General features: G+C 69.8%; 15 protein-coding genes. 4 read left to right on the forward strand and 11 right to left on the reverse strand.

Going from position 1 to position 14995, the window contains the following annotated elements; translation table 11 throughout:
- Positions 1–239: 239 nt before the first annotated feature.
- Both WEB29_06720 and gatB read right to left on the reverse strand, forming a co-directional pair.
- On the reverse strand, positions 240–1040 hold the full coding sequence (locus WEB29_06720) for an alpha/beta hydrolase (GenBank protein MEX2136636.1): 801 nt from the start codon (positions 1038–1040) through the stop codon (positions 240–242).
- A gap of 1 nt (position 1041) precedes the next feature.
- Entirely contained in the window at positions 1042–2565 is a 1524-nt protein-coding gene (gatB, locus tag WEB29_06725) for an Asp-tRNA(Asn)/Glu-tRNA(Gln) amidotransferase subunit GatB (protein ID MEX2136637.1), read from the reverse strand.
- Positions 2566–2726: 161 nt separating this feature from the next.
- Here gatB and WEB29_06730 point away from each other — a divergent pair, with 161 nt between their 5' ends.
- Entirely contained in the window at positions 2727–3152 is a 426-nt protein-coding gene (locus WEB29_06730) for a hypothetical protein (protein ID MEX2136638.1), read from the forward strand.
- A 22-nt stretch (positions 3153–3174) separates the two neighbouring features.
- On the opposite strand, the gene WEB29_06735 is transcribed toward WEB29_06730, so the two are convergent.
- Positions 3175–3945, reverse strand: a complete 771-nt coding sequence (locus tag WEB29_06735) for a methyltransferase domain-containing protein (protein ID MEX2136639.1) — start codon at positions 3943–3945, stop codon at positions 3175–3177.
- The gene (locus WEB29_06740; GenBank protein MEX2136640.1) at positions 3942–5144 is read right to left on the reverse strand and encodes an aminotransferase class I/II-fold pyridoxal phosphate-dependent enzyme; all 1203 of its coding nucleotides are present in this window, start codon (positions 5142–5144) and stop codon (positions 3942–3944) included. The genes WEB29_06735 and WEB29_06740 overlap by 4 nt, the downstream gene beginning before the upstream one ends.
- A 37-nt stretch (positions 5145–5181) precedes the next feature.
- Here WEB29_06740 and WEB29_06745 point away from each other — a divergent pair, with 37 nt between their 5' ends.
- Positions 5182–6762, forward strand: a complete 1581-nt coding sequence (locus WEB29_06745; GenBank protein MEX2136641.1) for a Na+/H+ antiporter — start codon at positions 5182–5184, stop codon at positions 6760–6762.
- Between the two features lie 135 nt (positions 6763–6897).
- Here WEB29_06745 and WEB29_06750 read toward each other — a convergent pair whose 3' ends face one another.
- Genes WEB29_06750 through gatC form a run of 3 tightly spaced genes read right to left on the reverse strand, consistent with a single transcriptional unit; the run spans position 6898 to position 9528 of the window.
- A complete protein-coding gene (locus tag WEB29_06750; protein MEX2136642.1) occupies positions 6898–7689 on the reverse strand; it encodes a DUF1684 domain-containing protein in 792 nt (263 codons plus the stop codon).
- Positions 7690–7721: 32 nt separating this feature from the next.
- Positions 7722–9230, reverse strand: a complete 1509-nt coding sequence (gene gatA, locus WEB29_06755) for an Asp-tRNA(Asn)/Glu-tRNA(Gln) amidotransferase subunit GatA (protein MEX2136643.1) — start codon at positions 9228–9230, stop codon at positions 7722–7724.
- A gap of 4 nt (positions 9231–9234) precedes the next feature.
- Entirely contained in the window at positions 9235–9528 is a 294-nt protein-coding gene (gene gatC / locus WEB29_06760; GenBank protein ID MEX2136644.1) for an Asp-tRNA(Asn)/Glu-tRNA(Gln) amidotransferase subunit GatC, read from the reverse strand.
- 261 nt (positions 9529–9789) lie between these two features.
- Between gatC and WEB29_06765 the strand changes: the two genes are divergently transcribed.
- Both WEB29_06765 and WEB29_06770 read left to right on the forward strand, forming a co-directional pair.
- Entirely contained in the window at positions 9790–9930 is a 141-nt protein-coding gene (locus tag WEB29_06765) for a hypothetical protein (protein MEX2136645.1), read from the forward strand.
- A 97-nt stretch (positions 9931–10027) separates the two neighbouring features.
- Positions 10028–10897: an alpha/beta fold hydrolase gene (locus WEB29_06770; GenBank protein ID MEX2136646.1), complete on the forward strand. Its 870-nt coding sequence runs from the start codon at positions 10028–10030 to the stop codon at positions 10895–10897.
- Here the strand turns inward: WEB29_06770 and WEB29_06775 are convergent.
- The 4 genes from WEB29_06775 to WEB29_06790 are packed head-to-tail and all read right to left on the reverse strand — an operon-like array spanning position 10894 to position 14924.
- Positions 10894–12048: an MFS transporter gene (locus tag WEB29_06775; GenBank protein ID MEX2136647.1), complete on the reverse strand. Its 1155-nt coding sequence runs from the start codon at positions 12046–12048 to the stop codon at positions 10894–10896. The genes WEB29_06770 and WEB29_06775 overlap by 4 nt on opposite strands.
- Entirely contained in the window at positions 12045–12353 is a 309-nt protein-coding gene (locus tag WEB29_06780) for an NIPSNAP family containing protein (protein MEX2136648.1), read from the reverse strand. The genes WEB29_06775 and WEB29_06780 overlap by 4 nt, the downstream gene beginning before the upstream one ends.
- Positions 12350–14428 carry an NAD-dependent DNA ligase LigA gene (gene ligA, locus WEB29_06785; GenBank protein ID MEX2136649.1) on the reverse strand — a complete coding sequence of 693 codons (2079 nt, stop codon included), beginning with the start codon at positions 14426–14428 and terminating at the stop codon, positions 12350–12352. Before ligA ends, WEB29_06780 begins: the two co-directional genes overlap by 4 nt.
- Positions 14418–14924: a maleylpyruvate isomerase N-terminal domain-containing protein gene (locus WEB29_06790; protein MEX2136650.1), complete on the reverse strand. Its 507-nt coding sequence runs from the start codon at positions 14922–14924 to the stop codon at positions 14418–14420. Before WEB29_06790 ends, ligA begins: the two co-directional genes overlap by 11 nt.
- Positions 14925–14995: the final 71 nt, after the last annotated feature.

Genomic DNA, 14995 nt, shown 5'->3' on the forward strand with positions numbered 1-14995 from the left:
GTGGTCTGGATACCCGCTGAACGAGCCAGGCGCGCGACTCAGCCGCCTTATTGACCACCAGGCGCGTCAATTGGGTGCTTGGTTGGTCGTACTGACAATCGGCTGGTCAGCCCGGGCCTGGGTCAGCTCTCGAGGCGACGGCCTAGCTCCTCGTTGACAAGGCGCGCGTCTGCGCGGCCGGCGGTGCGCTTCATGACCTGGCCGACTGACGGCGCGCTTTGACACGTCCCCGTTTCCGGCTAGCGGGCGTTGGCGGAGGCGAGGAACGGGAGCACCGCCGCTGCGAGAATCTCAGGTGCCTCGGCATAGGCGGTATGGCCCTGCCCTGGCAACATCTCAATTCGGGCGTCAGCCAGGCTGCCGGCAAGCTGCACCGCCCCCAGACCGAATGCCGGATTCTGCTCGCCGTAAAGCAGGAGGATCGGGATCCGAAGGTCGCGCCACCGTCCGTCGCCGATCGGGTGCTCGGTCCAGAACCGGTAATAGGCCCTCACCTCTCTGGGAAAGGTGGCCGTCGCGTCGACCCACGATGGCCACAGCGGGTCTGCATGCAGCCTCTCGATCGTTTCTGGCGTTTCGTCGTACTCCACGCTCTCTTCGTAGCGACCGGCTGCGATGAGCGCCTCCATCGGGAGCACAAAATCAGGTAGGACCGTGAGGTCCTCTTCGGGGCCTGGCCATCCCTCGTAGATGATCAGGCTGGAGATGGCGTCGGTGAGGAGGCCCGCCTCGAGCGCGATTGGTCCCCCAAACGAGTGACCGAGCACGCACATCGGGCCGAAAGCATCCGCAACTGCCGCTACATCCTCGATCTCGCGCTCGATAGCGTATGGCTGGGCATCGCCGCTCGCTCCTCGGCCGCGTCGATCGATGGTCACCACGGTGCACTCCGGCGTGAGCAGGGGCAGCATGGGGTCCCAGCCGGCGTGGAAATTCCCACCGCCGTGGACGATTAGAAGCGTCGGCCCTTGCCCGGATTGCCAGTACGCGATGTTGGTTCCGTCGGCGGAGCGCACGAAGCCGTCCGGCGGTTGGGTCACGTCACCCCTCGAGTCGGTGCCGGAGCTCCTCGTTGACGAGGCGTGCGTCGGCGCGTCCGGCGGTCCGTTTCATGACCTGGCCCACCAGGAATCCGAACAGGGCGGCCTTGCCGTCGCGGTACTCCGCGACCTGTGCCGGAAACTCGGCCAAGACCGCCTCGATCTCGGCACCGATGCTCTCCGCGTCCCCCACCTGCTGCAGCCCCAACCGATCGACGGCCGCCTTGGGCGACTCGCCGCTCAGGAAGACCTCGGCCAGCACCGTCTTGGCGTTCGCGGCCGACACCGTTTCGTCCTCGACCCCGCTGATCAGCTCGGCCAGACCCTCCGGCCGCAGCGCGACGGCCGAGGCGCGGAGACCGGATGCGGCGTGCTGGTTGAGGAGACGGCTGAACTCCCCGGTCACCCAGTTGGCTGCCGTCTTGGGGGCAATTCCAGCCGCAACGACCGCGTCGAAATAGTCCGCCAAGTCAACGTCCGAAGTCAGCACGCCTGCGTCGTATTCGGAGAGGCCCATGCCCTTGACCTCTCCCGTCGCGCTCCACGTCGCTGGGACCTGGGTAAACGTGGCCGACGCCACGTACCGGGCGCGGCGGGCGGCCGGCAGTTCGGGCATCGAGGCGCGGAACTGGGCCACCCACTCCTCGGAGGGTCGCAGCGGGGGCAGATCGGGCTCGGGGAAGTAGCGGTAGTCGTTCGCCTCTTCCTTGGAGCGCTGAGTCATGGTCCGACCCTCGGTCTCGTGCCAGCCGCGCGTCTCCTGCACCAGCCGCTCGCCGCTCTCCAGGGCATCGGCCTGTCGGTTGACCTCGAACTCCATGGCACGCTCGAGCGAGCGGAACGAGTTCAGGTTCTTGACCTCGACCTTGGTGCCGAAGGCATCGGTCCCCATCGGTCTCAGGCTGACATTGCCTTCAATCCGCATCGAGCCGGTCTCCATGTCGCCATCCGAGGCGCCGATGTAGCGGAGGATGTCGCGCAGCGTCTCGCCGTAGGCTCTCGCCTGGGCGGGGCTGCGGACGTCGGGCTCGGTGACGATCTCCATCAGGGGCACGCCGGCCCGATTGAAGTCAAGCAGTGAGTAGCCGCGGCCGCCATGCTGCAAGCGGGCGGTGTCCTCCTCGAGGTGTGCCCGGGTGATGCCGATGCTGACGCTCGTCTCCTCGGCGGGGACGGGCACCTCAAGCCGCCCATGTGCGCACAGCGGCAGGGCGTACTGGCTGATCTGGTAGCCCTTGGGCAGGTCCGGATAGAAGTAGTTCTTGCGCTCGAAGCGGACCGCGGTGGTCTGTATCTCGCAATCGAGGGCAAGCCCGGTCAGCATCACCAGCTCTACGGCTTTCCGGTTGATGACGGGCAGCGTGCCGGGCAGGGCCATGCAGACCGGGCAGGTGCGGGTGTTCGGCTCGTCCTTCGCGCCGGGGGGCGGCGCGGTTGGGCAGGAGCAGAACATCTTGGATTCGGTGCGCAGCTGGGCATGCACCTCGATGCCGATGATCGTCTCGTACTTGGTCGCAACCGCCATGCGCCGATTGTAGGGCGCGGTCTGAGGACGGCGGCAGCCCGCCCGCGGTCTCGTCCGCGTCAGCGTTGATCGTGCATTCGTGCAGCACGACTGCACGAGCGGGTCTGACAGTGACGCAGACACGCGACCGCCGTCGACACCCAGCGGCTATCCTCAGCGGCATGAAGATCGGGGAGTGGGACTCGCTGGGGCGGTCGCGCGCCATCCTGCAGCACCAGCTGGGCGAGCTGGGTGCCACCGAGATCGCGGCGCACGTGACCCTCAACCCGGATAACGGCCGGCTTCGGATCCTGGTCGCGACCGACATCGGCCTCCTCGAGTACTACTACCAGCCCACCGGCGCCGACCCGGAGGGACCCTGGTCGCTCCGCGGCGAGCTGCACCGCTGGGCCAGCGTGAAGGGCCTGCGCCTGCAGACCGATGCCCAGGTCGAGGAGCAGAACGACAGCGTCGAGGCGCGCTGGATCTGGCGGCTCATCGCCGAGGATCCCAGGATCGACCTCACCGCCGAATCGAACGCAACCGGCGAGCACTCGCCATGGGCGCTCATGCCGCTGGCGAGGGCCTGCATGGCGAACGCCCGCTGACGTCGCCCCCCGACGAACGCCGCTACTGGTTGCGGGCGGTCAGGTAGAGCGTCCCGAACGGGATGTGGAGCAGGCCATCGGGGCCGACCGGCGTGGCAGCCAGCAGGTCGGCGGAGAGGGCCTCGAATCGTTCGTCGCTGAGGGCACGACTGGCAATCGAGCGCGAGCCGGTGCGCATCCAGCGCTCGAAGGAATCGGGGCCGGCCAGGCGAATGGTGGTGGCCGGATCGGCCTCGACCGTGACATGCCGCCAGCCGGCGGCGCGCGCCCAGGCCAGGAGCTTGCCGCGGGTTGGCACTTCGACGCGACGGTGCAGCCCATGGCGCCGGTAGATCGGGTCATACAGGCGGTAGTGGAGCGCCGAGTGGGGGCCGGGCACGGAGAGCGAGAGGCGCCCGCCGCCGGTCGTGACGCGCCGCCACTCCCGCAGAGCCGCGACGGGGTCCGCCGCAAAGTGCAGCGCGTGGACCGAGATAACGACGTGGAACGAGCCGGCGGGGAAGGGCAGCTCCGCGAAATCGGCCTCGACGAATCGCGCGCCTGGAACCTCGCGTCGCGCAATGGCCAGCATCCCGGGGGCGGCGTCCACGCCGACGACCTGGCGCCCCGATGTCAGCGCCGCCGAAGCGCCCACCCCCGTGCCGGTGCCGGCATCCAGGATCCGGTCCCCGTCGCGCAGCCGCGCGCGCTGCACGACCGAGACGGCCATGGTGCGCAGGGACGGAGCCATGCTGTGGGCGTAGTTCTCGGCGGTCTCCGAGAATCCCTCGACCACCCGCCGCCACGCGGTCACGGGTGGCGCTTGACGAACCGCTCGATCCGGTCGAGCGCCTCGACCAGCTCCTCGTAGGCGGTGGCGTAGCAGACTCGGACGTGATCGGCACCGGATGGGCCAAAGGCGGTGCCGGGCACGACCGCCACGCGCTCCTCGCGCAGCAGCTCCTGGGCGAACGTCTCGTCGTCCATCCCGGTGCGCGCGATGTTCGGGAAGCAGTAGAAGGCGCCACGCGGCTCGAAGCAGAGCAGCCCCATCTGGTTCAGCCGGCGGGTCATCAGCTGCCGGCGTCGGTCGTATTCGGCCTGCATCTCGAGCACGAATGGCTCACCGATGCGGAGCGCTTCCAGGGCCGCGAACTGGGCGACGGTGGGTGCGCACATGATCCCGTACTGGTGGACCTTGGCGATCCCGACCATCAGGTCCGCGGGTGCAGCCACCCAGCCGATGCGCCAGCCGGTCATGGCATAGCTCTTGCTGAAGCCACCGATGAGCACGGTGCGCTCCCGCATGCCGGGGAGCGCCGAGAACGGCACGTGCTCGTGGCCGCCGTACACCAGCCGCTCGTAGATCTCGTCGCTGATCACCAGCAGGTCGTGCCGCTCGACCACGGCCGCGATCTTCTCCAGCTCGGCGCGGTCGAGGACCGCCCCGGTCGGGTTGTTGGGGTAGCCCAGGAAGAGCGCCTTGGTGCGAGGCGTGATGGCCGCCTCCAGCTGCGCGGCGGTGATCTGGAAATCGGTCTCGTCGCCGGTGGCGATGGCGACCGGGATGCCGCCGGCGAGCGTGATGCACGGCGCGTAGGCCACGAACGACGGCTCGTGATAGATCACCTCGTCGCCGGGGTCGCAGACGGCGCGCAGCGCGGCGTCGACCGCCTCGGATGCGCCGACCGTGATGATCAGCTCGGTACGAGGCTCGTACTGGATCGCGTAGCGCGCCTCCAGGTCCGCCACGATCGCCTCGCGCAGCTCGATCATCCCGCCGTTGGCGGTGTAGTGGGTCTCGCCCGCCTCGAGGCTGGCGATGGCGGCCCGCGTGATCGGCTCAGGCGTGACGAAGTCGGGCTCGCCGATGGTCAGGCTGATCACGTCCTTCATCTCGGCCAGCATGTCGAAGAAGCGGCGGATCCCCGAGGGTTGGAGGGAGCGGACCTTGTCCGACAGGAAGTCGGACGTCGGGCGTGCGACGCGTGGCGCGGCGGGTTCGGTGGTCATCGCGTCCGGAGTGTAATCCTCGCGCTAGGCTTGCGACGTGCAACCGGTCGAGCAGGTCCTGGCGCTTCTGCTGGCGGTCGCGCTGCTCACCGTTGCCGCGCGGCGCATCGGTATCCCCTATCCGATCCTGATGACCCTCGGTGGGCTGGCACTGGGCCTGGTGCCGGGGCTGCCGCACGTCGAGCTGGCGCCCGAGCTCGTCTTCCTGCTCTTCCTGCCGCCGCTCCTGTTCTCCGCGGCCTTCTTCACTTCGCCGCGCGAGCTGGCCGAACACGCGCGGCCGATCGGGCTCCTTGCGGTTGGGCTCGTGCTGGCCACGACCGGGATCGTCGCCGTGATCGTGCACACCCTGGCGCCGGGAATCCCGTGGGCGGTCGCCTTCCTGCTCGGCGCCGTCGTCTCCCCGCCCGATGCGGTCGCCGCCACGTCGATCGCGCAGCGCCTGGGGCTGCCACGTCGCGTGGTGATCATCCTGGAGGGCGAGTCGCTCGTGAACGACGCCACCGCCCTGGTCGCCTACCGGCTCGCGCTGGCGGCGGCGGTGAGTGGCACCTTCTCGCTCGGGGATGCGGCGGTCTCCTTCGTGATGGTGAGCGTCGGGGGCGTGGTCATCGGCCTGCTCGCAGGATGGGCGATCACCTATGTGCTGGGGCTCTTCGAGGATCCGCCGGTGGAGGTCCTGCTCTCGCTGCTCGCGCCGTTCGGAGCGTGGCTGGCGGCGGAGGCGCTGGGGGTATCAGGCGTGCTCTCGGTCGTGACCGCCGGCCTCGTGGTCGGCCGGAAGGTGCCGCGCATCAGCAGCTCGGACACCCGCGTCCTTGGCTCCGGCGTGTGGCAGATGGTGGTCTTCACGCTCACCGGCCTGGTCTTCATCCTGATCGGTCTCCAGCTGCCGACCATCCTCGACACCCTTTCCGCCTCGCGCTCGTTTGGCGAGCTCGCGTTGTTGGCGGTGGCGGTCAGCGTGACCGTCATCCTGGTGCGGCTGGCGTGGGTCTTCCCCGGCACGTACCTGCCGCGTTGGCTGTCGTCGAAGATGCGCAAGCGAGAGCTACCGCCGGCGCCGCGCAACGTCCTGGTCGTGGGCTGGGCCGGCATGCGCGGCGTGGTATCGCTGGCGGCCGCCCTCGCCTTGCCACTCACCGTGGAGGGGGGCGCTCCCTTCCCGGAGCGCGATCTCGTCATCTTCCTGACCTTCTCCGTCATCCTGGCCACGCTCGTCGGCCAGGGGCTCACGCTGCCGTTGCTGATCCGATGGCTCGGCGTGGGCGACGACGGCTCAGCCGCGCACGAGGAGCTGCACGCGCGCGAGGCGGCGGTGCAGGCCGCGTTATCGCGCCTCGACGAGCTGGCCGCGGAGTGGCCGGGCCACCTCGAGCTGATCGAGCACCTGCGCGAACGCCACGAGCACGCCACCGAGCACCTCGATCACGACCATGAGTCCGGCGAGGTACCGCAGGACCAGGAGGCAGTCGAGCACGCCATCATCCAGCGCGCGGTGATCGATGCCCAGCGCCTGGCGGTGATCGACCTGCGCGACCGCGGCGTCATCAGCGACGAGGCACTGCGCCGGGTGGAGCGCGGCCTGGACCTCGAGGAGCTCCGAGCAGAGGGGTAGTGGGGGCGCGGTGCACACGGTCCCCGGGCGGGCTGGCGTCGGCGTCAAGCTCGGTCGTGCAGCCGTGCAGCCGTGCGGTCGTGCTGCACGACCGCACGAACGACCCTGACAGCGGCGGCGCGGGCGAGAACCCCCTCATTCAGCGGCGTGCCACGCCTTCTCCCCCGCCCCGATGCGCAGCGCGAGCTTGTTCTGCGGCGGCGGGAGCGGACAGGTGGCATACGGCGAGAAGACGCAGGGCGGGTTGTAGGCCAGGTTGAAGTCGACCACCACCGTGCCATCCTCGCCAACCGGCTCGGTGGAGAGGAAGCGGCCACCGCCGTAAGTATCGGTCCCGTTGGTCGCGTCGCCGAAGATCAGCCACAGGCAGCCGTCGCTATCGTCGCCCGGCAGGGCTGCAATGCGCCACATAGCCCCTTCACGTTCGAAGGCGACTGATCCGGGCGTCGCTTCCAGGCTGTGCGCACCGGTGATGTCCACGATCTCGAGCATCGCGTCCGGTGGCGCGGCCTCCAGCCGACCGGTGACGCGCCAGCTGGGATCAACCGCGAAGTGCGGCATGCCGGCGAATGTCGCCAGCGCCGGAGCCATCTCGTCACGCACCCGAACGCCGAATCGGTCGCCGCGCCTGATCACGTGGAAGCGCAGGGATCCGAGCTCCAGCACCGTCGGGTCCCCCACCTGGTCGTCCAGCATCATCGTCTCGGGCAGAGATACCCCCTCGTGCGGCACGAAACGCACTCGGCCGTCCTCCAGCCACAGCGACCCGACCCGCGGAGGAATCTCGTGCCCGTGCAGGATCACATCGTTGGACGGGTGCGCCCCGGCGTGGTTCTCCCCCGGCGTCAGCCAGGACAGCCCGACCAGCGCCAGCCAACCATCGGGGCTGCGCAGCCGTTCGTCGCGTCTCGCGCGCCACGATTCCACCTGGGCAAGATGCTCCTCCGGGGTCACGGGGGTCAGTCGTGAGCAGTTGGAGGTCGGAGGTCGGCGAAGCCGGCGGCGCGCTGGTAGGCATCGGCCACGCGCAGCACCGTCGACTCGTCGAAGGCCCGCCCGATCACCTGAAACCCCACCGGCAGCCCATCTGACAGCCCGCATGGGACCGATATCCCCGGCAGCCCGGCGATGTTGACCGGCAGCGTGCACGCGTCGTTGAGGTACATCAGCAACGGGTCATCGGTCTTGGCGCCGATCTTGAACGCGACCGACGGCGAGGTCGGCGCCAGCAGCGCGTCGACTTTGGAGAGGACGCTGTCGAACTCGGCCTTGATCAGGGTGCGCACCTGCTGGGCCTTGACGTAGTAGGCGTCGTAGTAGCCGGCCGAAAGCGCGTAGGTGCCCAGGATGATCCGGCGCTTGACCTCCGGACCGAAGCCGGAGCCGCGCGTGCGCAGGTAGTTCTCGAGCAGATCGTCCTCGCCGGCGGAGAGGCCGTAGCGGATGCCGTCGTATCGGGCCAGGTTCGCGCTCGCCTCGGCCGGGGTGATGATGTAGTAGGTGGCCAGGCCGTGGTCGGTGGAGGGCAGCGAGACCTCGACGATCTCGGCGCCTAGCCCTTCAAGGACGCCGATGGCGGAGCGCACCGCCGCCTCGACCCCCGGCTCCATCCCCGCCACGAAGTACTCGCGCGGGACGCCCAGCCGCAGCCCGCGCACCTCGCCGGTCAGCGCCGAGGCATAGTCGGGCACCGGGATGTCGACGCTGGTCGAGTCGCGTGGATCGTGCCCCGCCAGCGCCTGGAGGACCGCGGCCGCGTCTGCGACGGAGCGCACCAGCGGGCCGCACTGGTCGAGCGACGAGGCGAAGGCGACCATCCCATATCGGCTCACCAGCCCGTAGGTCGGCTTGAATCCCACGATCCCCGAGAGCGAGGCTGGCTGCCGGATGCTGCCGCCGGTATCGGTCCCGGTTGCGAAGAAGGCCTGCCCCGATGCCACCGCCGCGGCCGACCCACCGCTGCTGCCGCCCGGCACCGTGCTGTCGTCCCACGGGTTGTGGACCGGGCCGTAGGCGCTGTTTTCGTTGGACGAGCCCATCGCGAACTCGTCGAGGTTGGTCTTGCCGAGCAGGACGGCACCCGCGTTGCTCAGCCGCTCCTCCGCGTCCGAGGCATAGGCGCAGCGATAGCCCTTCAGGATGCGCGAGCCGGCCGTGGTCGGCAGGCCGCCGTTCGGCTGCCCGTCGTCGTCCAGGGCGCGAGTGACGAAGATGTCCTTGAGCGCGTACGGGATGCCGAGGAGGGGCCTGTCCGCTCCCTCGCCGGCCTTGAATGTGGCGTCCGCATCGTCCGCCGTGGCCAGCGCGCGCTCCTCGCCAACGGCCAGGAAGGTGTTGAGCCGCTCACCGTCGCGGGCGATGCGTCCCAGGCAGGCCTCCGTCAGGTCGCGGGAGCTGACCTCGCGTCGGCGAAGCAGCTCTCCGACCTCGGCGATGGTGCGGTCGGCGAGCGGGAGCGTGCCTGGCATCGCGCTAGCGCCCCTCCTCGAGCACGACCGGGACGCGCAGCAGGCCGCCCTCGCGGATCGGGGCCTCGGCCAGCGCCACCTCGCGGCTCATGCCCGGCCGGGCAACGTCGTCGCGCATCACGTTCTCGAGCGCGATCACCTGCGCGGTTGGTCCCACCGAGCTCGTGTCGACGGCCGACAGCGTGCCCACCGCCTCCAGGATCCGGCTCAACTGTGGCACGAGCCGCTCGATCTCTTCATCGGTCAGGCCCAGCCGCGCGAGGCTGGCGACATGCTCGACATCGGATCGGCTGATCATGGTTCGATCATAAGCCGCTGATAAGCACCCGGTGCCCATCCTGCCGCTGTGCCTGAGCCGACTCCCCGCGTTCCGCGTGATACCAGCGTCACATTCCGCGTTGACAACGATGTCCTCACCTGGGCACGCGCCCGGGCGTACTTCGGCGGTTCCAGTCTCAATGCCGTGATCCGAAGGTTCCTCGAGGAGTACGCCGCTGTCCCTCCCCGTTGGATGGCACGACTCCCGCCGCCATGGACTCCCGAGAATCGGATCCGACCGGTGATGGACCCGATCGGAGCGGGCCATGGTGCGGCAGGGCGCACGGAGTCGCGGGCACCGAGCGACGTGGTCGACTCTGCGATCGCCGAGGTGCTGTGGGTTGAGGCTGATCGCGAGGCGATCCTCCGGCGTCAAGGTTGATCATGCACTCGTGCAATCGTGCTGCACGAATGCACGCGCGACCATGACACCGCGACGACACGCCGCTGCGCGGCCTTCAGCCGCCACAATGACACGCATGTCTGACGACCCGCGTGCCATCGCCATCCCGATACCCGGCGGGCGGATCGAGGCGCTGCTTCTGCCCGGCGGCCCCGGCGTGCCGCTGCTGGTACTCGGCGGGGTTGAGATCGGGCTGCGGCCCTTAACGGGATCCGAGAACGCCCACGTACGGCGGTGGGAGCGTCGAACGGCTCGCCGACCGGTGGTGGTCATGGGGCGCCCGCTGCCGGACGACCCGGCCGATGCCGCCCGAATGCTGCACCCACGGGCAGCGGCTGAGGCGGTTGCGCGCGGGCTGGAGGCGCTGCGCGACGTGGTGCCGCCGGTGGCGGTGGAGGCCGAATCAGGCGGGGGGCGCATCTCCCTGTGGCTGACGGTGGAGCATCCGGAGCTGGTGGCGCGCCTGGTCCTCTCCTCGGTTGCGTCGGAGACTCCTCCCGATTCGCCGATGACCGTGCGCATGGCCCAGTGGCTGGACCTCGCCGAGCGCGGGCAATGGGCCGATTTCTTCGCCCGGCTGGCCCGCCAGCTCAAGCCGGCAGGGAGCGTGCCCGCGGATGCTCCCGCGGGTGTCCCTGCGGTGAGCGGGGCGTTCCAGCCACACCCCTCCACCCCGGAGCGATTCATCGGGGAGCTGCGCGCCACACTCGACCCGAGCTCCTTCGTCACGGATCGGCTCAACGAGATCAGGGTCCCGACGCTGGTGCTGGCAGGCGGCAAGGACCAGGTGGTGCCATTGGCCTCGACGCAGCTGGTGGCCGAGACTATCCCCGGCGCGCGCCTCGAGGTCGATCCGGAGTGTGGGCACACCGTCCGCAGCTCATTCCGCGGCTACGACCAGCTGGTTGAGGCGTTCCTCGCTGAGGGCGACCGACCGCCGACCTAGGCGGGCGCCGCGTCCCGCAGCCACCGCCACAGGATGGCGGCCCCGATCAGCGCAACGCCGGCCGCGCTGAGGAAGGCGATCGGGGTCGTGCTCGCGGCCGCCACCGCGCCCATCGTGATCGGCCCCAGGCCAAACGCCAGGTCGATGAAGGCGCTGAACGTGCCCAGCGCGGCGCCGCGCTCATTGGCGGGCGCACGGGTCACCGTCAGCGAGGCGAGCGCCGGCGTCGTGAACGCCACTCCCAGGCCCAGCAGGAAGGTGCCGGCCAGCAGGCCGGACATCGTCGGCATGAGCCCCATCAGGCCAAGTCCGGCTGCGGTGATGAGGAGCGCCGTTCCGGACAGCCTGCGCGCGCCGATCCGGTCCGGCAGCCGGACCCCGATCAGCCGAGCCAGGATCACCGTGCCCCCAAAGGTGAACAGAAACAGCCTGGCTCCGTCCAGGCCCAGCGGGCCGACCACGTACGGCGGCATCAGGGTGAAATAGCCGCCCATACCCCACACGCCGGTCATCAGGATCAGGCCGGGCAGGATGCCTGCGGGGTGCAACGGGCGTCCCGGGGCAGTCGGCCCGGGCTCCTCCACTGGACGCGTTTCAGGCACGGCCAACGCAACGAGCGCGGCGATCGCCGCCAGGATGGCAGAGGCGATCCAGACCGCCGAGAAGCCCCCGGCCCCGAACGCGGCCTCCCCGATCAGCGGCCCCACCGCAATCCCGACATACAGCGACAGCGAGAAGAGAGTCAGCGCCTCGCCCCGACGCTCGGGCGGAGCCAGGTCAGCCTCGGCCGCGAAGGCCGCCACGAAGACCATCGCCTCGGCCACCCCGAGCAGGAGCCGCAGGGCTACCAGGATCGCCAGCGAATCGGCCAGCAGGTGCGCGAGCATGACGGCGCCGAACAGCAGCGAGCCACCGACCATCAGCGGCCGACGTCCGCGCCGATCCGCCAGGCTCCCGGCCAGGGGCCTCAGCACCAATGCGGACAGGCTGAACGCGCCGAAGGTCAGGCCTGCACCGAAGGCGTCAGAACCGAGCGGTCCGGTGGCGAAGCGCGCAACCAGGGCGAGCGAAGTGCCATCGGCAACGAAGTACGCAAGCGACGCGAGGCTGACCAGCAGGAATGGGCGGGTCAGGATGGGGGGCTTCGTCACTGCGAGGTGGGCAGGATGGGCCTCACGAAGACCTGTCGGGACTCCTCAACCCATTCAGCCGGGTCGGGATCGAGGGCTGCCCGTTCACTGGAGGCGTAGTAGGCCTCATTGATTGCTTCCCACTCCTCCTCGGGCGCATCGTGGGCCAGGATCCACACGAATCGCCGCTCCGACCGGATCGTCCAGGCGCCCTCGATCCGGAATCCGAAGCGTTTGCGCAGCGGGACGACGCCTTCTCGCCAGGCCGCCACAAAGTCATCGAGGTGCCCGGCGGCGATCACGTAGTCGCGCAGCTCGGTCGTCACGCCGGACCGCCGTCGAGCAGCCGGCGGAACCCTTCCTCGTCGAGGACGGGCACGCCCAGCTTCTCGGCCCTGGCCAGCTTGCTCCCCGCCTTCTCGCCGGCGACCAGGTAATCGGTCTTGGCGCTCACCGATCCCGCGGCGTAGCCGCCCGCAACTCGGATCGCCGTCTCCGCCTCCTCCCGGCTGAACCCGGGCAAGGTGCCGGTCACGACCAGTGTCTTGCCGGCCAGCGGCCCCTCCCCCGCCTCGACCGGTGCGCCGGGTTCGGGCGCCTCGGCGACCACGCCGGCGTGGAGCAGGTGGTGAAGCGTGTCGCGCGTGTGCTCATCGGCGAAGTAGCCGGCGATCCCCTCGGCGACGACCTGCCCGATCCCGAACACCGCCGTGAGCTCCTCGGCCGACGCGTCGCGCAGGCGGTCGGCCACGCGGCGCGTCCAGGCGGCCTCGTCCTCGCCTTCAAGGCGCGGCGTATCGCGCGTCAGCCAGTTGGCCAGGTCAATCGCGGTCTGCTCCCCGACGTGCCGGATGCCGAGCGAGTTGAGGATCCGAGCCAGCGGCCGTCGGCGCGCGCCCTGGATGGCGGCATACAGGTTCTCAGCGCTCTTGCGGGCGTATCGGTCCAGGCCCTCGAGCGTCTCGACAGCCAGCCTGAAGATGTCGGCCGGCTCGCGCAGGAGCTCCCGCTTTGCCAGCTGGTTGACGACGGCGTAGCCGGCCCCCTCGATATCCATTCCGCCTCGACCGGTGAAATGCAGCAGGCCGCCGATGCGCTGGGCTGGGCACCACGGGTTTGGGCAGCGCCAGACGACCTCACCCTCCTCGCGGACCGCTGCGGTCCCGCATACGGGGCAGGCGGACGGCATCTCCCAGACCGTCTCCGTGCCGTCGCGGGCGTCCACTACCGCGCTCACCACCTCCGGGATGACGTCGCCCGCCCGTTGCAGGACGACCGTGTCGCCCACCCGCAGGTCCTTGCGCCGGATCTCGTCGACGTTGTGGAGCGTGGCGTTGCGGACCGTGGTGCCGCCCACGACGACCGGGGTCACGTGGGCGACCGGGGTGAGCGCGCCGGTCCGCCCAACGTAGACCTCGATCTGCTCGAGCTTGGTGGTCACCTGCTGGGCCGGGAACTTGTAGGCGGTCGCCCAGCGCGGGGCCCGCGACACGAAGCCCAGGGTCTGCTGCTGCTCGACGCTGTCGACCTTGATGACGATGCCATCGGTCTCGTAGTCCAGGTCTTTGCGGGCCTCGGCCCACTCCTCGACATACCCGATCACGGCATCTGCCCCCTCGATCCGCCGCGCATGGGGGTTGACCGGGAACCCAAGTTCGCGCATCAGGGCCAGCGACTCCGAGTGACTGGCGAGACCGGGAACGCCCACCACCTGGTAGGTCCAGACCGATAGCCTCCGCCCCGCGGTCACGGCCGGGTCCTTCTGGCGCACCGTGCCGGCGGCGGTGTTGCGGGCGTTCGCATACAGCGGCTTGCCCTCGCGCTCGAGCTGCTCGTTCAGCGTTGCGAAGGCACCGCGCGGCATGAACACCTCGCCCCGCACCTCCAGCTTCTCGCCGGGCGGGTCGGCCCGCAGCCGGAGCGGGATGGCGCGCACAGTGCGCAGGTTTGGGGTGACGTCCTCGCCGGTGCTGCCGTCGCCGCGGGTGGCGCCTCGAACGAAGGAACGGCCGTCGTAGCGCAGGCTGATCGCCAGCCCGTCGATCTTGAGCTCGCAGACGTAGGCCACCGCTGGGCCGTCCGCCGTGAGGCCCAGTCCCTTGCGGACGCGGGCGTCGAACTCTCGCAGCTCGTCGTGGCCGAAGGCGTTGCCGAGCGACAGCATCGGGAACTCGTGGCGAACCTCGGCAAAGAGGGTCGACGGCACCGCTCCGACCCGCTGCGTGGGCGAGTCGGGCGACGCGAGCTCGGGGTGCGCGGCCTCGAGCTCGGTCAGCTCACGGAGCATGCGGTCGTAGACCTTGTCCTCGAGCGTTGGATCGTCGAGGACGTAATAGCGGTAGTTCGCGTCGTCGAGCGCGGCGCGCAGCTCTGCGGCGCGCGCGGCAGGATCAGTCGGCATCGGCCTCGTCGGGGGCGTCCTTGCCGTCGAACCAGGCACGAATGTCGAGCGTGTGCTCGCGGTAATGATCGGCTCCGTCAAAGCCGACGATCTCCTCGAGCGTGTCGCCCTCGGCATTGCGATCGCCGAGTGCCTCCGTGTCAACCGCCGTCAGACGTGCCACGAAGGCCTCGTAGGCGCCCTGCTCGCGGCTGGCGACGGTGGCGAAGTCCGTCTCGCGTGCCACGCGCGTCACGACCTCGTTGCGCTCGTCGACCGACAGCTCGTCCCGGCCGAAGTCGGACAGCTCCCCCTGCTCGGCGCGGTGCAGCGACTCGGCTGCGTGTCCGGTCCAGTAGCCGACGTGCGCCAGGAGGTCGCGGGCTGACCAGTCCTCCACAAGGCCCGGGGTGAGGCGCAGCGTGGGATCGATGTCGTCCAGGGCGGCGAGGAACTCGTGACGCGCGGCCTCGAGGCCGTCGAGCAGCACCTGGACGTGCGGGTCCGGTTCCGGCATGCGGCGGATTCTAGTGGTCGGTGTGAGGGGGCGCCGCCTGTGTCGAGCCTGTTCGTGCTGCACGAACGCAC

The organism is Chloroflexota bacterium, from assembly GCA_040902225.1.
In the GTDB taxonomy this organism is placed as follows: Bacteria; Chloroflexota; Limnocylindria; order QHBO01; family QHBO01; genus CF-167.